Origin of the sequence: Paenibacillus sp. NPDC058367 (genome assembly GCF_042723305.1) — a bacterium.
Taxonomy (GTDB): Bacteria; Bacillota; Bacilli; order Paenibacillales; family Paenibacillaceae; genus Paenibacillus_AQ.
This window is the reverse complement of the sequence record NZ_JBHXIZ010000001.1, coordinates 1470933-1491011: the sequence shown is the minus strand read 5'-3', so window position 1 is coordinate 1491011 and position 20079 is coordinate 1470933. Positions and strand designations below refer to the sequence as shown.

Annotated in this window: 17 protein-coding genes and 1 riboswitch; of the genes, 16 read left to right on the top strand and 1 reads right to left on the bottom strand. The window is 44.1% G+C overall.

Annotation, left to right across the window (positions count from 1 at the left end; genetic code table 11):
• The first annotated feature begins 24 nt into the window (after positions 1-24).
• Positions 25-1041, top strand: a complete 1017-nt coding sequence (locus ACFWMP_RS06525; protein ID WP_379423530.1) for an HRDC domain-containing protein — start codon at positions 25-27, stop codon at positions 1039-1041.
• Positions 1042-1123: 82 nt separating this feature from the next.
• On the opposite strand, the gene corA is transcribed toward ACFWMP_RS06525, so the two are convergent.
• Positions 1124-2059, bottom strand: coding sequence for a magnesium/cobalt transporter CorA (gene corA, locus ACFWMP_RS06520; RefSeq protein ID WP_042125638.1), 936 nt, complete (start codon positions 2057-2059; stop codon positions 1124-1126).
• A 398-nt stretch (positions 2060-2457) separates the two neighbouring features.
• Positions 2458-2588, top strand: a riboswitch (SAM riboswitch).
• A 113-nt stretch (positions 2589-2701) separates the two neighbouring features.
• On the opposite strand from corA, the gene metA reads away from it, so the two are divergent.
• From metA to ACFWMP_RS06445, 15 genes are all read left to right on the top strand, one after another.
• On the top strand, positions 2702-3622 hold the full coding sequence (gene metA / locus ACFWMP_RS06515) for a homoserine O-acetyltransferase MetA (RefSeq protein ID WP_042186211.1): 921 nt from the start codon (positions 2702-2704) through the stop codon (positions 3620-3622).
• 36 nt (positions 3623-3658) lie between these two features.
• Positions 3659-4831 carry an aminotransferase class I/II-fold pyridoxal phosphate-dependent enzyme gene (locus ACFWMP_RS06510; RefSeq protein WP_379422617.1) on the top strand — a complete coding sequence of 391 codons (1173 nt, stop codon included), beginning with the start codon at positions 3659-3661 and terminating at the stop codon, positions 4829-4831.
• 268 nt (positions 4832-5099) lie between these two features.
• Complete coding sequence (mqnC, locus tag ACFWMP_RS06505; protein ID WP_042125644.1) at positions 5100-6236, top strand: cyclic dehypoxanthinyl futalosine synthase; 1137 nt, start codon at positions 5100-5102, stop codon at positions 6234-6236.
• A gap of 205 nt (positions 6237-6441) precedes the next feature.
• Positions 6442-7284 carry an SPFH domain-containing protein gene (locus tag ACFWMP_RS06500; RefSeq protein ID WP_042186213.1) on the top strand — a complete coding sequence of 281 codons (843 nt, stop codon included), beginning with the start codon at positions 6442-6444 and terminating at the stop codon, positions 7282-7284.
• Positions 7285-7295: 11 nt separating this feature from the next.
• A complete protein-coding gene (locus tag ACFWMP_RS06495; RefSeq protein ID WP_379422614.1) occupies positions 7296-7463 on the top strand; it encodes a type II toxin-antitoxin system antitoxin in 168 nt (55 codons plus the stop codon).
• A gap of 498 nt (positions 7464-7961) precedes the next feature.
• The gene (gene thrS / locus ACFWMP_RS06490; RefSeq protein WP_042186216.1) at positions 7962-9899 is read left to right on the top strand and encodes a threonine--tRNA ligase; all 1938 of its coding nucleotides are present in this window, start codon (positions 7962-7964) and stop codon (positions 9897-9899) included.
• A gap of 481 nt (positions 9900-10380) precedes the next feature.
• Entirely contained in the window at positions 10381-10881 is a 501-nt protein-coding gene (locus tag ACFWMP_RS06485; RefSeq protein WP_379423528.1) for a 3D domain-containing protein, read from the top strand.
• A gap of 176 nt (positions 10882-11057) precedes the next feature.
• The gene (locus tag ACFWMP_RS06480; protein ID WP_156113077.1) at positions 11058-11201 is read left to right on the top strand and encodes a hypothetical protein; all 144 of its coding nucleotides are present in this window, start codon (positions 11058-11060) and stop codon (positions 11199-11201) included.
• Between the two features lie 244 nt (positions 11202-11445).
• On the top strand, positions 11446-12525 hold the full coding sequence (gene liaF / locus ACFWMP_RS06475) for a cell wall-active antibiotics response protein LiaF (protein WP_042186218.1): 1080 nt from the start codon (positions 11446-11448) through the stop codon (positions 12523-12525).
• Positions 12526-13602, top strand: a complete 1077-nt coding sequence (locus ACFWMP_RS06470; RefSeq protein ID WP_042186220.1) for a HAMP domain-containing sensor histidine kinase — start codon at positions 12526-12528, stop codon at positions 13600-13602.
• Between the two features lie 3 nt (positions 13603-13605).
• A complete protein-coding gene (locus ACFWMP_RS06465) occupies positions 13606-14259 on the top strand; it encodes a response regulator (protein ID WP_042186223.1) in 654 nt (217 codons plus the stop codon).
• A gap of 650 nt (positions 14260-14909) precedes the next feature.
• Positions 14910-16574 (top strand): S1C family serine protease, encoded by a 1665-nt coding sequence (locus ACFWMP_RS06460; protein WP_042186226.1) that lies wholly within the window; start codon positions 14910-14912, stop codon positions 16572-16574.
• Positions 16575-16683: 109 nt separating this feature from the next.
• A complete protein-coding gene (locus ACFWMP_RS06455) occupies positions 16684-17373 on the top strand; it encodes a response regulator transcription factor (protein WP_042125657.1) in 690 nt (229 codons plus the stop codon).
• A 1-nt stretch (position 17374) separates the two neighbouring features.
• Positions 17375-18820 carry a sensor histidine kinase gene (locus tag ACFWMP_RS06450; RefSeq protein WP_340968301.1) on the top strand — a complete coding sequence of 482 codons (1446 nt, stop codon included), beginning with the start codon at positions 17375-17377 and terminating at the stop codon, positions 18818-18820.
• Positions 18821-18880: 60 nt separating this feature from the next.
• Positions 18881-19837, top strand: a complete 957-nt coding sequence (locus tag ACFWMP_RS06445; protein ID WP_042186228.1) for a 4-hydroxy-3-methylbut-2-enyl diphosphate reductase — start codon at positions 18881-18883, stop codon at positions 19835-19837.
• Positions 19838-20079: the final 242 nt, after the last annotated feature.

Below are 20079 nucleotides of genomic sequence, written 5' to 3'. Positions count from 1 at the left end.
ATGTTGAGAAAGGTAGGGATGAATATGCAAATTGTGTTTATGAACCGTTTATCCAGAATATCTGGAGTGGATCAAGAGGTGTACGCCCAGCTGTGGATTGGAGAGGAAGAGGGGATCTGGAGTTTGGGCTGGCGTGATTTTTCAGGTGGGGAGAATTACATTGAGAATTTGTGGTATGAAGGTGGTTCATGGAATGAGATGCTCTGTGTATACAGGCATGAGCTAGCAGTGAAGATGGGAGATGGCTATCGACCCTTAATCGATGGGATATTCCACGAGGAGGATAGTCTTACTGGGCGTAATCAGGAACAGCTGAAGCTTCAATATTACAGCGAACATTATGGCAATGAAGCCATTTATGAAGAGTTATGTGCTTGGCGCCGTGGTAAGGCTTCGAGTGAACGGAAGGCGCCCTATATTCTCGCCAGTAATCGTCTGTTGCGCTTGTTAAGTACATTTCTACCGCATACGCCAGAGGAACTGATGCAAATTCCGGGTGTTGGAGAAGGCAAGATAGCGCAGTTTGGGGCTGATTGGCTGGTTATAACTACTGCGGTGGCAAGGGAACATGCTTTCCCTCTAAATTGGGTGCATGAAGTAATTGAAGAGGAGTCTTTCGTCTCTTGGCTTTATAAACAGAAAGAAGTCAAATATAAGAAGCAGCTAGAACGACTGCGCTTGCGGAGGATTTTGCTGCAGGGGATCGAGAATGGGTTGGGCTTGGAACAGCTTAAGTTGAATAGTGGAGTGAACCGGCGTGAACTTATAGAAGCGGTAGAGGAGCTAGAAAGAGAAGGTTATTCCGTCGAGAAGCTAATCCATGTAGAGCTTGGCAATATGCCGCAGAATGAGCAGGATGCGATATGGAATGCCTATGTGGAGCTCGGGGATCTTTTCCTAAAACCGGTGTTACATAAGGTGTATGGCGACGACTTTTCCGCTGCTGAAGGATTGGATATTTATTATGAGCGTCTGCGATTGATCCGCATCCGTTTCCGTCGAGAGCAAACGCATAAAGTGGGCATGGCGACCAGTTTTTAAATTTGCGCATACCAAAAAGACGAAGGCTTCCTTATACCTTACGGTTACAGGTCCTTCGTCTTGCTTATTCGTCCGGTTTGTTTCATAGCCATTCCTTCTTGCGGAAAACATACAGCATCCCACAGCCTAACGTCAACATAACGCCTATAACGCCATAATAGCCATATTTCGTATGAAGCTCGGGCATATGATCAAAGTTCATACCGTAGATTCCGGTAATTACGGTCAGGGGCATGAATATTGTTGTAATCGCAGTAAATACTCTCATAATTTCATTCGCGCGGTTGGCGATACTGGATTGGTATGCCTCTCGTAAGTTGCCCATGAGATCGCGATACGTCTCAAAGGTTTCAGATATTTTAACCGCATTTTCATAAATGTCGCTAAAATATTTCTGCAGCTGATCATCAATCAGACGGAGGTCTTTTTTATTTAGGGTATTGATCACTTCTTTTTGTGGCCCCAGCATTTTCTTCAACCATAGAATTTCACTTCGCAGACCGATAATTTCACTGAGATGTGACTTCTTGGTATGCATGAGGATATCTTCTTCCAGCTTCTCAATCCGAGCTTCAATTCGGTCGCCGACGGAGAAATAGTTATCAACGACAAGGTCAATTAGCAAGTAAAGGAACATATCCGGTTCACTTACTTCTTGCTCCCAGAGCATAGGCTTCAGGATTCGTAGTTCATTGATCTTTTGTTTCGTGACAGTGATGATGTAATGTCTTCCAAGGAATACATTGAGCGCCCGTAGGAAAATTTCTTCATCGTCAAAGCGGATGCTATTTACAACTATAAAGTAGTGACTTTCGTATATTTCGATCTTTGGACGCTGATCCTCTTCGCTAAGGCAATCCTCAACAGCAAGATCATGTAGGTTGAACAAGGGCTGAAGCAGCTCCAAATCCTCAACATCGGCGTCAATCCAATAGAACCCTTCCGTTGGGGGTGTTAGTGTTTCATCAATTTCATCAATAGGTGTAAAAACCCCTGCATTTACCAGCCGGATTTTCATCTGATTTCACTCCTCCTATCCCCAGGTCTTCACTAGGGACTGCTAAATTAAGCACAGAGAAAAAAATCAGCTTGGCCGGCGGTACAATCAATACATAGGGCCAAATGACGTTTCGAGGGCATGAAGAAGAACTGCTCCCGCCGCCGGCAAGCTGATGATTATCCTGTGTGGTTGCTCATTCTGTACACATATTTGCGAGCTCGGGTCGCCTTCCATCCTTCTTCTCACCTCTTCTTTTCGTTCAGGTATGAAATACTTGTCTAGTATAACAACGGAGTATGCCTCTTTCAAGCAAATTTATTGTGATTTTGAGGCTTCTTCAGCATTGTATGGACTTGACGAAAAGGAGGTTCATGATTTAAAGTGAATTTTAAAGTAATTTAATTGAATACAGCTAAATCTTATCAAGAGCAGGTGGAGGGACTAGCCCTATGAAACCCGGCAACCGGCGTGTAAACGCACGGTGCTAATTCTTGCGGAATTTCTGTAGACGTCTAATCGTTTTCAGGAACATTCTGGCAGATGAGAGAGGCACATATGACTGTAGATATGACCTTTCTCGATTTCCGAGGAAGGTCTTTTTATGTTCAGCAAGCCGCAGTGCGGCAAAATAACTAAATTCAGCTAAGGAGTGGAAAGACAATGCCAATTAAAATTCCCGACAGTTTACCGGCGAAAGAAGTACTATCCGGAGAAAATATTTTTGTGATGGACGAAAGTCAGGCTTTCCATCAGGATATCCGTCCACTACGGATTGCTATTCTGAACCTCATGCCGACTAAAGAGACGACAGAGACTCAATTGCTGCGTTTAATTGGAAATTCGCCACTACAAGTTGATGTTACTTTATTGCATCCGCGTTCCCATATTTCCAAGAATACTTCTGCTGAACATTTGAAGAGCTTTTACAAAACCTTTGACGAGATCAGCCACCGCCGTTTGGATGGTTTAATCGTTACAGGTGCTCCTGTAGAACAAATGGAGTTCGAGGAAGTATCGTATTGGGAAGAACTGAAAGAGATTTTTGAATGGAGCAAGGACAATGTGACTTCAACCATGCATATTTGTTGGGCGGCACAGGCAGGCTTATATCATCATTTTGGTGTTCGTAAAGTGGCATTGCCTGAGAAATGTTTTGGCGTCTTCCCTCATACGATTAATCAAAATAACATTAAACTGTTGCGCGGCTTTGACGAGGTATTCCATGTACCACACTCTCGTCATACCGATGTCTCCCGTGAAGATATTGAGAATAATCCAGATCTGCAGATTCTGGCGGAATCCGAAGAAGCTGGTATGTATCTAGTGGCTACAAACGATGGTAAACAAATATTTGTGACCGGACATTCCGAATATGATCCTCTATCCTTGAAATGGGAATATGACCGTGATGTGTCTAGAGGGATGGAGATGGCTTTGCCGAAACATTACTTCCCTAAAGATGATCCAGAACGTACACCTCCAGCAGTGTGGCGTGCGCATGCCAATTTATTATTCTCTAACTGGCTCAATTACTATGTATATCAAGAAACGCCTTATGATATCGACCCGATTGTTTACTAATAATAGCGCTACAATATAAATTAGGAGGCATTAATCATGGATGACAAACTTAGGATTGAAAGTAGACTGGCTCAAATAGGTTCTCAAGAAGATCCAACCACAGGAGCAATTAATTTTCCGATTTATAATGCAACGGCATTTCGTCATCCAAAACTCGGTCAGAGCACAGGGTTTGATTATAGCCGCACCAAAAGTCCGACCCGTTCAGTGCTTGAGAATGCAGCTGCGGAACTGGAATCTGGAGATGCAGGATTTGCTTGTAGCTCAGGGATGGCAGCGATACAAACGGTGCTTACCTTGTTTGCTCAAGGTGATCATCTGATCGTTTCGCTGGATCTTTACGGCGGTACCTATCGTTTGTTGGAACGGATTATGTCCAAGTTTGGAATCACTGCTTCTTATGTAGACACGAATGATTTGGATGCACTGGAAGCTTCGCGTCGTCCAAATACGAAAGCTGTATTTATTGAAACACCAACGAACCCACTTATGATGATCACGGATATTGAAGCCGTGTGCACTTGGGCACGTCACCATGGGTTACTTAGCATTGTAGATAATACGCTGCTGACTCCATTCTTCCAACGGCCTTTAGAATTAGGTGCGGATATTGTAGTTCATAGCGCTACTAAGTATTTGGGTGGTCATAATGATGTACTGGCAGGCCTGATTGTATCCAAGGGTGTAGAATTATCAGCTGAATTAGCTATTCTACATAACTCTATTGGCGCCGTGCTCGGACCAACAGACAGTTATCAGTTGATGAGAGGTTTGAAGACTTTGGCGCTGCGTATGGAGCGTCACGAGAGCAATGCACTAGCGATCGCTCACTACTTATTAGAGCATTCAGCGATTGCGGAAGTGTTCCATCCAGGATTGCCTGATCATCCAGGACATGAAATCCAGAATCGCCAATCTTCAGGCAATACCGGTATTTTTTCTTTCAAATTAAAAGATGCCAGATACGTAGAGCCGCTTCTTCGTCATATTCGTCTTATTGCATTCGCAGAAAGCTTGGGCGGTGTAGAGTCACTTATGACTTATCCGGCTGTACAAACGCATGCTGATATTCCTGTGGAGATTCGAAATGCTGTGGGTGTAGATGATCGTTTACTGCGCTTCTCCGTCGGTATTGAACATGCAGAGGATTTGATTGCTGATCTTAGCCAAGCACTAGAAGCCGCTAGGGCAGAAATTGAGTCCAAGTAACAGGAAGAAATGTTCAATCGAGTGTTAGTGGAGAAATAGAGTATAACTAGCAGTATCGCTTAGTGCGATGCTGCTTTTCTTCTGGATAGGAATTTGCGAAGAATGTAAAAGCATTTTTCAAGCTGTTCAGATTGTGATACGATGAGGAAATGAACTGTTCAATTGTATGAGAAAGGGTTGTCACCTTGAAAAAAGAGACAACGTTTTTTCTTCCTGTAATTTTGTGATTCTACCATACCCCTAAGGGTTTAGAAGGAGGATGCGAACGATGAGTGCGATAGATCTTATTTTGGACAAAGCCCTACGGGGTGAACGTCTCCAATTGGAAGATACCATCCGACTGTTCGAGAGCAACGAAATTGAGAAAATGGGTGCAGCTGCAAACACCATAATGGAACGCTGGCATCCAGACCCGATGGCCACGTTTGTAATTGGTCGTAATATTAACTATACGAATGTATGTGATGTCTACTGCCGTTTCTGCGCATTTTATCGCAGACCGGGCTCTGATGAGGGTTATGTATTGCCGGATGAGACGATTTACCAAAAAATCGCTGAGACTATCGCTGTAAATGGTACAGAAATACTGATGCAAGGCGGTACGAACCCAAATCTTCCTTTCAGCTATTATACCGATATACTTCGCGGAATTAAGCAACGTTTTCCTGAGATTACAATGCATTCCTTCTCTCCTGCTGAGATTATGAAGATGAAGGAAGTATCTGGATTATCGCTCGAGGAAGTTGTGCGTGAAATCCATGCTGCTGGCCTGGATTCACTACCAGGTGGTGGAGCGGAAATTCTCGATGATCGCACACGCCGCAAGATCAGCCGACTTAAAGGCTCATGGCGCGAGTGGATGGATGTCATGCAGACAGCGCATAAGATCGGTATGAATACGACAGCTACGATGGTCATTGGACTTGGTGAAAGTATGGAAGAACGGGCATTACACTTACTTCGTGTGCGTGAGGCTCAGGACGAGTGTATTGCCAACAAGTATGATTCAGAGGGTTTCTTGGCCTTTATCTCTTGGACCTTCCAACCGGACAATACCAACCTGAAGCTGGATAGACAAACGCCTGAAGAATATCTGAAGACGGTAGCCATAAGTCGCCTTGTTCTAGACAACATTAAGAACTTCCAGTCCTCTTGGGTAACAATGGGACCAGAGGTCGGTAAGCTTTCCCTTCAATATGGCTGCAACGATTTCGGTAGTACGATGATTGAAGAAAACGTAGTATCTTCTGCGGGCGCGACCTACAAGGTCAATATCGAATCGATTACTCAGCTGATCCGCGAAGCAGGCAAAATCCCGGCACAGCGGAATACACGCTACGATATTCTGCGCGTGTTCGATGATGCTAATGCGAAGATTGATAATGATTTCATCATGCAGAACTAATATATAAATTAAATCAACGCTTGTTGCTCGTTAATCCGTTTAGTGGATGATTGAGCAGCAAGCGTTTTTTGTATGGTTAAGATTTCGAAGGTTTATTTTACCTGTGAACATAAATTCATTATTTTATTACATTTTTGTATACACATTATTATCCAAAAGTGATATCATAATCATATCAAAAGAATATCTTATGGGGGTGCTTTTTATGAAGGAGAAGACGCTTCGTCCTGTCAGCGGATTTTGGGTTATCGCATTAATTGCAGTTTGTTTGGCTGGTGGAATCTATGGTGCTGTTCAGGAGTATATTGCAGTACCGGTCATTCTGTTCGTTGTATCAGCAATACTATGTACGAGTATTACGGTTGTACAACCTAATAAGTCGGTTGTAGTCACCTTTTTCGGCAAATATGTAGGGACTATTGCAACGAGTGGACTGTTCGCAGTTATTCCGTTCAGCGTACGTAAGACGGTTTCCCTACGCGTTCGTAACTTTAACAGTGTGAAGCTCAAGGTCAATGATGTTGAAGGTAATCCGATTGAAATTGCTGCAGTTATCGTCTTTAAGGTGATTAACTCCGCTAAAGCCCTCTTTGATGTAGATAAATACATGGCTTTCGTAGAGATTCAGAGTGAAACGGCGCTGCGTCATGTAGCCAGCAAATACCCTTATGATAACTTCAATGAATCTGGGATGTCCTTACGTGCCAATGCAGATGAAATTGCTAAAGAGTTAGCGACTGAGCTTCAAGAGCGTTTGTCCTTATCTGGTGTAGAAGTCATTGAAGCCCGGCTTACACATTTGGCTTATTCAACAGAAATCGCCAGCACCATGTTGCAGCGGCAGCAAGCTTCTGCCATTCTGTCTGCTCGTCAAATCATTGTTGAAGGTGCAGTTGGCATGGTCGATATGGCGATTAAACAGCTTAAAGAGAGCGGTGTAGTGGAGCTTGATGAAGAACGTAAAGCGGCCATGATTAATAATCTGATGGTGGCGATCGTGTCGGAGCGCGGAGCGAGTCCGGTCATTAACGCCGGCTCGTTGTATTAAGGCGGTGCATCATGGGGGCCAAGAAAAGCTTTCCATTGCGGATCGATCCGGATCTGCATGAGGCGTTGGAACGTTGGGCGGGAGAGGAATTTCGCAGTGTAAACGGACATATCGAATACTTGCTGCGTGAGTCTTTGAAACGTGCAGGCCGCTTACCTGGGAAACGCCGAGAAGAGTAACCTGTTAAGGACAGTTCTAGCGCTATTTCCTGGCTGCAGAACTGTCCGTGTAGGTGACTGTTTCCGCGGTTTACAAAATTTTGCCCCCTCTACAGACTTGACTGTCAGAGAGGACAGATTTATAATTACTCCATAATTCACGTTAACAGCTTTGACAAAGATATGAATGGATTGTTCTGGACCGTATCAGAGAGAGGGAACATAGGCTGTAATTTCCTCCGGTATCCTACTATCGATTTACCCCTTTGTAGCTGCGGTTATGAATTCCCTGAAATGGGATAGTAAGAACCGCCGGTTCATGGTCGTTATTCCATGCTTACGAAGGATTCTGACTCGACTCTGCTTTAAGAGCAGATTGAGAGAATCGAATTTGGGTGGAACCACGGGTGCAATCGCTCGTCCCTTTGCGGGACGGGCGTTTTTTGTATGCGTGGATATTTCCGTTTCGAAAAATTTAAAATTGTTGTTTGGCTTAAGGAAATGAAGGAGGAAATTAAAATGGTAAGTATTAAACTTCCGGACGGCTCCGTTCGGGAATACGCAGAAGGTAGTAATATTGATGATGTAGCGGCTTCTATTAGTAGTGGACTTCGCAAGAATGCGGTGGCAGGGAAATTGAATGGTATTGTCGTGGATCTGTCCACTCCGCTAGAGGAAGGCGCATTGATAGAAATCGTAACTTTGGATTCACCTGATGGCTTGGAAGTTATGCGTCACAGTACTGCCCACTTGATGGCGCAAGCTGTAAGACGTTTATATGGAACAAAGGAAGTTAAGCTTGGTGTAGGTCCTGTTATCGAAGATGGCTTCTACTACGATATGGATTTGGAACATCCGCTTAATCCTGAGGATCTGCTAAAGATTGAAAAGGAAATGGATCGCATTATCTCTGAGAACCTTCCAATCGTACGTAAGGAAGTTAGCCGTAAGGAAGCGCTCCAAATATTCGGTGAGCTAGGCGATCCTTACAAACTTGAACTAATCGAAGCATTGCCTGAAGATAGTGTGATTTCGATCTATGAACAAGGCGAATTCTTCGACTTGTGCCGTGGACCACACTTACCGTCGACTTCTAAGATCAAAGTCTTTAAATTGATGAATGTAGCTGGTGCTTACTGGCGCGGCGATAGCAAGAATAAAATGCTTCAACGCGTATACGGTACAGCTTGGATTAAAAAAGCGCAGCTCGATGAGCATCTTCGTCTGCTTGAAGAAGCGAAGAAACGCGACCACCGTAAGCTGGGTAAAGAGCTTGAAATCTTCACATTTAATCAATTGGTAGGCCAAGGCTTGCCGATCTGGCTGCCTAAGGGTGCTAAACTGCGCAGTATTCTGGAACGATACATTGTGGATCTGGAAGCAAGTCTAGGATACCAGCATGTATATACTCCGGTTCTTGGTAATGTTGAACTATATAAAACTTCTGGACACTGGGAGCACTATCAAGAGGACATGTTCCCTAAAATGACTATTGATAATGAGGAATTTGTTCTTCGCCCAATGAACTGCCCGCATCACATGATGATTTATAAGAGCTCCATGCACAGCTATCGTGATCTGCCGATCCGTATTGCTGAACTGGGTATCCAGCACCGTTATGAAATGTCAGGAGCATTGACTGGCTTGCACCGTGTGCGTTCGATGACTCTAAATGACTCCCATATTTTCTGCCGTCTGGATCAAATTAAAGGTGAGTTCATTCGTGTAATCGAGTTGATTAAACAGGTATACAGTGACTTTGGTATTAATGACTACCGTTTCCGGTTGTCTTATCGTGATCCTAAGGATACAGAGAAATATTACGCTAATGACGAAATGTGGGAAACTGCACAGCGTATGTTGCGTGAAGTTGTAGAAGAAGCTGGTCTGCCATTCTACGAAGCAGAAGGCGAAGCTGCCTTCTACGGTCCTAAGCTGGATGTGCAGATCAAGACTGTACTAGGCAAAGAAGAAACTCTCTCCACTGTACAGATCGACTTCTTGCTGCCTGAACGCTTTGAATTGGAATATATCGGTGACGATGGTCAGAAACACCGTCCAGTCGTTCTACACCGCGGTATTTTAGGTACTATGGAGCGCTTTGTTGCTTTCTTGTTAGAGAACTTTGCAGGATCACTGCCGCTTTGGCTGTCTCCACAGCAGGTTAAAGTTATTCCTGTTTCGACTGCCTTCGACGATTATGCCAAGGAAGTTACAGACAAGCTGCGTCGCCGTGGTATCTCTGCTGAGGCAGATTTACGTAATGAGAAGCTTGGCTATAAGATCCGTGAAGCTCAGCTGGAGAAGCTACCATACATGTTCGTAGTTGGCGAGAATGAGATGAATGCCGAGACAGTTTCCATCCGTAAGCGTGGAGAAGGCGATATGGGAGCTAAGCCGCTTCAAGAAGTTATTGAGCTGCTAGCCCAGGAAATTGCTGACCGTGTAATCTCCTAATTACTTGTAATAACCAACACCAAAAGTACGTCTAATAATGACCTCTGTCATATGCCCATAAGGATTGAAAATTGATCTTTATGTATAAAATTTTGTGAATCGGGAAACCTTCGCTAATAAGGGGGAGGTTTATCACATGAACAAAATGGGCATATTTCAGAGGTTTTGGTGTCTTTTCGTCACAATAGTCCTACTGTTGACTGCTGCAGGTATCATTCCTGAATCCAAGCATCAAGCAGTTGTGGCCAATGGGACAGGAGACACATTACAGCACACAGATATTAGCAAAACGCTTTCGAACGAATTGCAACATACTCAGGCTAATTCTGGTTCAATGAGAACCAAAGATCAACAAGCTATTCTCACCACTGGCCGTGCTACCTTGTTATCAAACGAGCCATATTCCAGCGTACCGATCGTTCCTGCGACAACAAAAAATAAACCAGTAGCTACAAAGTCACCACAGAGCACTAAAGCTCCAATTACCAAAGGGAGTGGGGGCACAGGCTCTTCAAAATCGCCGAATTCTGTTCCTGTAGCTGCGCCAGCTCCTGACCAGATTATTACTTCAATGAAAGTGATGGCGACGGGGTATACTGCGGGTTATGAATCAACAGGTAAAACATCTAAACATCCCGAATACGGAATCACTTATTCAGGTGTTAAAGTACGTAGAGATAAGAATACAGTCTCGACTATTGCTGCTGACCCTAAGGTAATCCCGTTAGGGAGTATACTTTATATACCTGGTTATGGATACGGCATCGTAGCTGATACAGGATCTGCCATTAAAGGGCGGAAGATTGATTTGTATTTTGCTACTACGAAACAGGTGTATAAGGAATGGGGCAAAAAATCAGTTGTAGTTCAGCTCATTAAGCGAGGAAACGGTACATGTACAGAAGTGATGCTGAAGAAGCTCACTCAGGCAATTGAGACTTATAATGCTGTACCGCAATCCCTGCTGGAAGAATCCATTTAAGATCTAGCGGTTATACTTCAATGAATTTGGTGGATTGAACTTAATTTCACTTGGTCATGCATAATAGTGACATCACCTTGCCATAATACGGACTGGGGCAGAGCATTAGCCTCATCCGAGATTTTCTCTTAGTAAGCATTATCTATGCTGCATAAGGGATAAGGGAGGTGAATTACGTGGCTAATAATAAAAAATCTAAAGTTCAAGAAAACTACAAAACACCGAATGAAAAATACAATGCTGAGTTTGCTGTTGAGAATGACGGCGCAACTAAGCAAAGTGGAAATACTTCTAAGCCAGCTCAGAAACCGCAACAATAATGCGCTTCTGAAGCAGAAGACTGCTGAATAAAGAGACTGTCCCAATCAGTTTATAACTGAGGGACGGTCTTTTTTCATTTTTCATATATAATGAAGTAAATGGAATATTACCCCATTCGTCTCCGTCTAGAGACTGAGTGGAAGTTCCTTCTCTCGCCGCTGTTTATGAGCGCTTCCTTCCTGTAGACTAAGGCTATAAGATTGAAGAAGAGAGCGTTCCACTAATTTAAAGGGGAAATGGAATATGAAAAGAAGGTTCACCAGTCAGATTTTTGGCGGCTTGATCCTGATAGGGATTGGAGCCATGTTTCTACTTAGACAATTGGGTTACACCGATTTCAGCTTAGGTTATTTAATCTCAAATTATTGGCCTGTTATCTTGATCCTCATGGGGATGAAGCGACTCCTGGGTACGGGAGACGAACATCAAAAAGGTGGATCTTCACCTATCGGCGGTTTTTTCTTTCTGGCGATCGGAGTGTTCTTCCTTGGACGAAATTTGGACTGGTTCGATATTTCAGCCGGAGATTTTTTCAAAATGTTCATTCCAATCATGCTTATTGGTGGCGGTCTTTATGTGATTTTTAAACCACGAGGTTCAGTACCACCAGTGCCACCTGCGCCACCATCACCACCTGATTACTTTCCTCCAGGAAAAAGCTCACTGGATGTGGAGCCGCCAACGCCGCTGGATTCCACGCTTGATGAACAATTCGAGCAGAAATTCGGCAAACCTTCTGGAGAGCGAGACTGGAATATTAATCTTCAAAAAGATGAAGAAGAGGATGAGGACGGAACTGGAGCTTTTAAGTCCACCGCTGAATCACGTTGGCAGGAGAAACAGGAGCGTCATGAGCGCAGACGCCAAGAACGTCATGAGCGTCATGCTAGAAGACATGGGGAATGGCATGAGGAGTTCCATAAGACAGAGAGTAGCAGCAAGGAGTCAACTAATCGCTCTGCTTTTATTGGGGATGTCCACATGGGTCGCGAGCATTTCCAACTGAAGAATACAAATGTCTCGCAGTTTATAGGTGATACTGTACTGGATCTGACGAACGCGCAGATTGCTTATGGAGAAACGAAAATTAATATCTCCGCTTTTATAGGTGACATCAAGGTGTACATTCCGAATGATATGGATCTTGGAATCTCAGTGAACAGTAGTTCATTTATCGGCGATATGGAAGTTTTGGATCAGTCTCGGAGTGGATTTATGAGCAGTGTTCAATGCAAGACGCCTTATTATAAAGAAGCGGGCAAAAAGGTCCGCATTAACGTAAGTGCTTTTATAGGTGACATTAAAGTTAAAACGGTGGGTTAGATGGGAACAATCTTTAGTAATACCAAATGGTTGTTGTTGTTTTACTTTTTGCTCACTGGAGCCGTAAGCGCCGGGTTGATGTATGCAGGCACTTGCCTTGGGTATATCGAAGTAATGGATTATCGCATGTGGCTGTACTTATGTCTGGGGATCGTGTTGTTCACTGTTGTAATCGGCTATATGGCAGGTCAGCGCATTCAGCGCCGGATTGATCATCTGGATCTAAATATGCTGCAGGTGGCAAAAGGGAATCTGTCCGTTCGTATGCCAGAGAGTGATGACCAGTCTTTTGCGAGAGTGTACCATGAATTTAATGTCATGATGGATACGGTTGAGAACAAGATGCAGCTTCTGCAGCGATTGGGTGAACAAGAGGTTATTGAGAAGGAACAGGCAGCGGAGAGTGCGGTGTTGGAGGAAAGAAGGCGTATGGCCCGGGATTTGCATGATACGGTGAGCCAACAGCTTTTTGCCATCCATATGTCGGCTTCTTCGCTGCCTAAAGTGCTGAAGGTTAATGAAGCTCAAGGTCAATTGGTAATGGATCAGTTAATTGCAATGTCACAGATGGCACAAAAGCAGATGAGAGCACTTATTGCACAGTTGCGACCGGTGGAGCTGGAAGGCAGGAATCTCTTCGAAGCACTGGAAAAATGGTTCCCAGATTATTGCCGCCAGAACGGCTTAAAAGGAATGAAGGAGCTTGAGCTGCAAGGAGAATTATCTGAGGCTATTGAACATCAGTTATTCTTGATTATCCAGGAGGCTATGGCGAATATTGTGAAGCATGCTGAAGCTAGACTGGTCAGTTTATCGCTGCGTGAAGGGTCAAGACAGGTTGTGCTGAGTATTAGCGACGACGGTCAAGGTTTTGAACATATACAGCAAAAACAGGGATCATACGGTCTTACCACCATGCGCGAACGTGCGGAGAAACTGGGTGGACAAGTGGAGATTATTAGCCGTAAAGGTGCGGGAACGACCATACGCGTACATATCCCTAAGTTTGTGCAAGGGAACTCTGAGTTAGAGGAAAAAAGAGCATTAGGAACAGATACAGAGGACGAGGAGGAATAGAGCATGAGCGTCATAAGAGTGTTGCTCGTGGATGATCATGATATGGTGCGGATGGGTCTTAAAACATATCTGATGCTGGAGCCGACGTTTGAGGTTATAGGTGAGGCAGCAAATGGACAGGAAGCGCTGGAGATGCTGCGTGCTGGTGGACATGAAGGCTTACCCGATCTCGTGCTGATGGATCTGATGATGCCTGTGATGAATGGTGTGGAGACTACTCGTGCAGTGCTATCGGAATTTCCTGGTCTCAAAATCGTTATCTTGACCAGCTTTTTAGAGGATGACCTCGTCGTGGACGCTATAGAGGCTGGAGCAGTCAGCTATGTGCTCAAAACTGTGTCTGCAGAGGAGCTGATCTACGCACTGCAAGGCGCATTTCGAGGTATGCCAGTTATGACTGGTGATGTATCGCAAGCGCTGACACGTGGCATTCGCCAGCGTACCGTGCAAGGTGATTCCTCCGGCTTGACGGAGCGTGAGAAGGAGGTCCTACTGCTCATTGCTGAGGGCAAGACCAATAAGGATATCGGCGAGGAACTACATATCAGCATCAAGACAGTGAAGACGCATGTCAGTAACCTGCTGATGAAATGCGAGCTGGATGATCGAACCCAGTTGGCTATTTATGCTCATCGAAAGGGTTGGGCTCAGGGTTAGGTTTGTTATTCAAGATGATTTGGGGTAGTTTATGGGGGCTTAAAAGTAAGTTATAGGGAAAACTTCCCTTTAAACTTGAGTTTTAGGCTTGTATACAGGATTATAGGGAAATCCTCCGTATAAATTCCTTGTTTTTCTCATAAATAGCTATATTGCTGAGAATTATAGGGAGGTATTCCCTTTAAATCTTGATTTCTTATGGTTTTTGGTTAATTATAGGGAGTTTTTCCCTATAATTATTGATCGTTGTTTGTTCCTTGTTCTTGGACTTCGTTCATGGACGACGTTCTAGGGTTTTGTTCTAGGTTGTATATTGGAAGTTCGGGCCGCGTTGTTTTCCGCGCCCGAGCTTCTTTTTTACTTCCCTGCCTAGGGATTGGGTATCAGAGCGAAAAGTTTACGTCCGCCTTTGAAATTATGTTCCACCCGGAGGGTCAATTCATAGGAACATGATTTCAACAGCGGTGTAGCCTGAAACCCATTCCCGACCAACAGCGTGCGCCTTTTGAACCAAATAACGTCTATTTGCCTATATCTTTTATCTCCGCTTAAATTGTTTTTAATGTGACCTTAAGGTTTAAAGTACAAAATAAGAAACAAGAAAACAAATTAATCCTTGTCAGGCGACAGGATGCAGGAGGTAAATAAACATGGACGATAACAAAAACAACTTTAATCGAGACAATGGACCAGCACCAGATCGGGATTGGGACAATAATAACCATAATAGCAATAATAATCAGTCATCCGAATCCGGATCATCATACTACTATTCTTATGGACCATTTAAATCATTGAACAAAGATGAAAGTAACGTAGACGGAAGTGCTCAGCATTACAACCGGATGGAGCCGGAGCGGGTCGAGATTACACCTCCACAGCCTGTAAAACAACTCCCATATAACAGTTCATATCGCAGTACAGGCTTTGATGGTAATGGCGGTGGACGTGGAGGAAACGGCGGAGGCGGTTCTGAAGGTGGCGGTGGCTGGCAATTTAATAAAAAGCCAAAAAGCTCAGTGAAAACAATATTTGTTTCCTTCTTAGCGGGTATGGTCGTTCTCTCAGGTTCTATGTTCATGGCAGATCGAGGCAACTGGTTCACAGGAGATGCAGCTTCAACCATTGCGAGCTCAGAATCGAATGGAACGGCGAAGACGACGAATGAGAGTGCTAGTACTACACCTAATACTACCACTACATCATTGGTGAAAGGATCTCGTGATGTGACTGGCGTAGTTGATGCGGTTGGACCAGCAGTCGTCAAGATTGAGACGTTAGTGAAATCTGGTTCGCGTAATGGAAGTTCATCCAGTCCGAACTTAAGTGATCCGTTCTCTCAATTTTTCTTCGGGGATCAATACGGTGGAAGTGGTTCTTCACAAAATGAGCAGGACTCGAAGTCAGGTTCAAATTCTTCATCGCAGCTCATCCCTTATGGAATTGGAACAGGCTTCATTTATGAGAAATCCGGATATATTTTGACCAATCAGCACGTCATTGAAAATGCCGATGTTATCCAAGTTACAGTGGATGGCGTGACCAAACCATACGAAGCGAAATTGCTAGGTTCTAGCAAAGATCTGGATTTGGCAGTACTGAAGATTGAAGGAGATACTGATTTTCCTACAGTTGCTCTGGGAGATTCGGATAGCTTGAAAGTAGGCTCAGAAGTGGTTGCTATCGGTAACCCGCAAGGCTTCGACCATACAGTAACCTCTGGTGTTCTTAGTGCAAAAGGACGCAGCATTGATATTAACGAAGAAGATGGTAGTGGAACACGCAACTACAAAAACCTGCTGCAAACAGATGCTTCTATCAACCCTGGTAACTCCGGTGGTCCGTTGCTCAATATGAATGGACAGGTAATTGGTATGAACGTAGCTGTTAGCACAGATTCCCAAGGTATTGGTTTCGCTATCGCTGTGAATACGATTAAAGAAGTCGTAGATAAACTCGAAGCGAACCAAGCGATTCCAAAAGAACCCGTACCATTCATTGGTGCAACGCTTATGACGATTACAGATGAAGTAGCTAAGCAAATGGGCACGGATATTAAAGAAGGTTCTGTAGTTGCAGACATTATCTTTAAATCGCCAGCGTATGCCGCTGACTTGCGCCCTTACGATATCATTACAGGTGCAAATGGAACAAAATATGCAACAAACCAAGATCTGATCGCTTTCATTCAAACGCTAAAAGTCGGTGACAAAGTAACGCTGAATGTGGTGCGCGATGGTAAAAATATGGATCTTTCCGTAACAATCGGCAACAAGAATGATTTTGATACGACTACTGGGCAAAGTCAGAAGTAATAACACCGGACGGTGAATAACGCGGAAGGGGCAACCCTTCCGTTTTTGTCTAATCATGGTGTGACTGCTACAATATAAATAAATAGAAATGAACAATGGGGGCTGCTTGATGCGACCGAATATTCTTATTATTGATGATGATGAAAAAATTATTTCCATGCTGCGCCGGGGGTTAGCTTTTGAAGGCTACGATGTAAAGACAGCGGTGAATGGAGCGGATGGTTTACGAGCAATCCTAAGCAGCGATCCGGATGTGGTGATTTTGGATGTTATGATGCCTCAGGTAGACGGATTTGAAGTCTGTCGTCGTTTGCGAGAAGGGGGCAGTAATGTACCTGTTCTAATGCTTACGGCCAAGGATGAAATTGAGCATCGTGTGAAAGGGCTTGATCTGGGTGCGGACGATTATCTAGTTAAACCATTTGCGCTGGAAGAGTTACTTGCGCGTGTGCGAGCATTGCTTCGGCGCAAGAGTGAGCAAAGTGGCGGCAGTGAGCAAGCGGTTACTTACGAGGATATTACCTTGGATGTGGATTCACGTGAAGTGACACGCGCCGGCAAGAGACTGGAGCTGACAGCGAAGGAATTTGAGCTGCTACATCTCTTTATGCAAAATCCGAAACGGGTGCTTTCGCGGGATCTGATCATGGATAAAATATGGGGTTATGATTATAGCGGTGAATCAAATGTACTTGAGGTATACATAGCTATGCTACGTCAAAAGACGGAGGAGCATGGCGGTAAACGCCTCATTCAAACGATCCGGGGTGCCGGTTACATTCTAAGAGGTGACAACTAACATGTCTATAAGATTGCGGCTGACTGCTTGGTATTCAGGGATTTTGGCCGTTATGCTGCTGGCCTTATCAGCCGCAATTTACGGTTTTGTCTATTTTAATACGTATGGGGACTTGAAGGATCGTCTGAAGGTACAATCTGAGCAAACGAAACTTTTATTTAGCGTTGATCGCTACAATGGTGAGCTGAAACTTGGCGGAGTCGGTCCTGAAAACTCCAATTTATATACGCAGATTTATACTTATGGCAGCAAAAGCTTGTCACAATCGACAAATATGATTAACTTTGGCCTACGGTTTGATTATCCTGCTAAAGATAAAATTGCAAAAGGATTTCGTAATGTTGTTGTGGACGGCAATCAGTTTTTGATCTACGAGATGCCTATCGAACTAGAGCATTATAATAATAATCCAGTGGCTGTATTACAAGTCGCTGCCTATGTGAATGAGCAGAATAAGCTATTGGAGCGTTTGAAAAATATATTGCTTGTCGGTTCTTTTGCTACCTTGATCGCGGCATTTACCTTTGGTTTATTCCTGGCACGTAAAGCGATGAGTCCTATTGGGAAAGTGATTGAAGCTGCAAACGGTATCCAGACTGGGACAGACCTAAGCTCCCGTATTGAATATGATGGACCTCCGGACGAAATAGGTCGTTTAATTGAGACTGTCAATAACATGCTTGGGCGGATGGAAGGATTCTACACAGAGTTAGAGGATTCTTATGCAGCTCAGCGTCGATTCGTTTCCGATGCATCACATGAGCTGCGGACTCCACTAACAACCATTCGTGGGAATATCGATCTGCTGCAAAAAGTTTGGGAGCTGGAACCGGGTGAAGGGAAGATGAGCGAGGCTGAAATTCGCCAGCTCTCGATGGAATCGGTGAAGGATATCGCGGACGAGTCTAAGCGAATGAGCCGACTTGTAGCAGATATGCTCTCGCTCGCTCGTGCTGATACAGGGCGAACCTTCGAGATAGAGCCGGTGGCACTGGAACCAATGATGACTGAGATCGCGCGTAGGGCATCCTTCCTGCCTCGTCAAGCGGAGTGGGTTACAGGGGATATGTCCGTCTTAAATGGAAAATATGTTGTGGGTAATAAGGATTATTTACAACAAATGTTATTTATTTTTATTGATAATGCTTTTAAATACACGCCTTCTGGCGAGGTAAGTTTAGATACGATTTTCTATCAGAATCAGGTTGGTATTCGGATCACCGATACGGGGATAGGTATGGATAAAGATGAGGTTCCATATATTTTCGACCGTTTCTATCGTGCAGATGAATCACGTGGAATTACAGAAGGAATTGGGCTTGGTTTATCCATTGCTAAATGGATTATTGACGAGCATGGTGGGTCTGTGGAAGTTGTTACACGCCAAGGCGAAGGAACTACTTTTGTGATCTGGTTGCCGCTTCTCTTTGCTCCGCCGCTGGAATAGGGTATAATTTAAAGTGTGTCCTATTACAGAAGTCAACGAAAGCAGAAAGTTGGTGAAGTCATGGAAGTCATTAAAATTTCTCCCCGGGGATATTGTTACGGAGTAGTCGATGCTATGGTAATGGCACGGCAGGCTGCGCAAAATCTCGATCTTCCCCGGCCGATTTATATACTGGGCATGATTGTTCATAATAGTCATGTCACGAATTCGTTTGAGGACGATGGCATTATTACCTTGGACGGTCATAACCGTCTGGATATTCTCGATAAAGTAGACAGTGGAACCGTTATATTCACTGCTCACGGAGTTTCACCTGAGGTACGTAAGATGGCTAGGGATAAAGGATTGACTACGGTCGACGCTACCTGTCCTGATGTGACAAAGACGCATGATCTCATTCAGGAGAAAGTCGATGACGGTTATGAGGTTATTTATATCGGCAAGAAAGGCCATCCGGAACCGGAAGGTGCTGTCGGCATTGCGCCAGAGCATGTGCATTTAATTGAAAAAGAAGATGAGATTGCAACTCTATCCATTCCTTCTTCACGGATTGTAATTACGAATCAGACCACTATGAGCCAGTGGGACATTAAGAATATTATGAAAAAGCTTCTAGAGACCTTCCCAGGTGCTGAAGTGCATAATGAGATATGTATGGCTACTCAGGTGCGTCAAGAGGCTGTAGCGGAACAGGCGGGTCAATGCGATCTAGTGATTGTCGTTGGCGATCCACGAAGCAACAACTCTAATCGTCTGGCACAGGTGTCGGAAGAGATCGCAGGTGTGCCTGCTCATCGGATTTCTGATATCTCTGAACTAAACACCGACTGGCTGAAGGGTGTAAATATTGTAGGGGTTACCTCTGGCGCGTCTACACCTACTCCAATTACCAAAGAAGTTATTAATTATTTGGAGCAGTACGATTCTGAGAATCCCGAGACATGGGAGATCAAACGTACTGTGAATATGGCGAAATTACTTCCTCCGGTTAAGAATAAGAGCACAAGCACTACTTAATACGCTGTAAGCGAACTTATATATTTGTGTTAGGGCAAAAGCGCGTAACCTCATCTATCGAGGTTACGCGCTTTTCTATTTAGAAAAAGCAATTTCATCTTATAAATCAGGAAATAGGATTGACGGTAAAGGATTTTTAGAGTAAAATCGCTTTATCGGTTAAAAGCATAAAAGCTTAAAAGCTTAAAAGCGAACACGCGTCGTAGTGCGAGTGTATTGAGCGAAATTATTATAAATTTTAA

Bases quoted from the DNA above. Each gene is read 5' to 3' on its own strand.
- ACFWMP_RS06525 (WP_379423530.1), top strand. From the start codon at position 25: ATGCAAATTGTGTTTATGAACCGTTTATCCAGAATATCTGGAGTGGAT.
- corA (WP_042125638.1), bottom strand. From the start codon at position 2,059: ATGAAAATCCGGCTGGTAAATGCAGGGGTTTTTACACCTATTGATGAA.
- metA (WP_042186211.1), top strand. From the start codon at position 2,702: ATGCCAATTAAAATTCCCGACAGTTTACCGGCGAAAGAAGTACTATCC.
- ACFWMP_RS06510 (WP_379422617.1), top strand. From the start codon at position 3,659: ATGGATGACAAACTTAGGATTGAAAGTAGACTGGCTCAAATAGGTTCT.
- mqnC (WP_042125644.1), top strand. From the start codon at position 5,100: ATGAGTGCGATAGATCTTATTTTGGACAAAGCCCTACGGGGTGAACGT.
- ACFWMP_RS06500 (WP_042186213.1), top strand. From the start codon at position 6,442: ATGAAGGAGAAGACGCTTCGTCCTGTCAGCGGATTTTGGGTTATCGCA.
- ACFWMP_RS06495 (WP_379422614.1), top strand. From the start codon at position 7,296: ATGGGGGCCAAGAAAAGCTTTCCATTGCGGATCGATCCGGATCTGCAT.
- thrS (WP_042186216.1), top strand. From the start codon at position 7,962: ATGGTAAGTATTAAACTTCCGGACGGCTCCGTTCGGGAATACGCAGAA.
- liaF (WP_042186218.1), top strand. From the start codon at position 11,446: ATGAAAAGAAGGTTCACCAGTCAGATTTTTGGCGGCTTGATCCTGATA.
- ACFWMP_RS06470 (WP_042186220.1), top strand. From the start codon at position 12,526: ATGGGAACAATCTTTAGTAATACCAAATGGTTGTTGTTGTTTTACTTT.
- ACFWMP_RS06465 (WP_042186223.1), top strand. From the start codon at position 13,606: ATGAGCGTCATAAGAGTGTTGCTCGTGGATGATCATGATATGGTGCGG.
- ACFWMP_RS06460 (WP_042186226.1), top strand. From the start codon at position 14,910: ATGGACGATAACAAAAACAACTTTAATCGAGACAATGGACCAGCACCA.
- ACFWMP_RS06455 (WP_042125657.1), top strand. From the start codon at position 16,684: ATGCGACCGAATATTCTTATTATTGATGATGATGAAAAAATTATTTCC.
- ACFWMP_RS06450 (WP_340968301.1), top strand. From the start codon at position 17,375: ATGTCTATAAGATTGCGGCTGACTGCTTGGTATTCAGGGATTTTGGCC.
- ACFWMP_RS06445 (WP_042186228.1), top strand. From the start codon at position 18,881: ATGGAAGTCATTAAAATTTCTCCCCGGGGATATTGTTACGGAGTAGTC.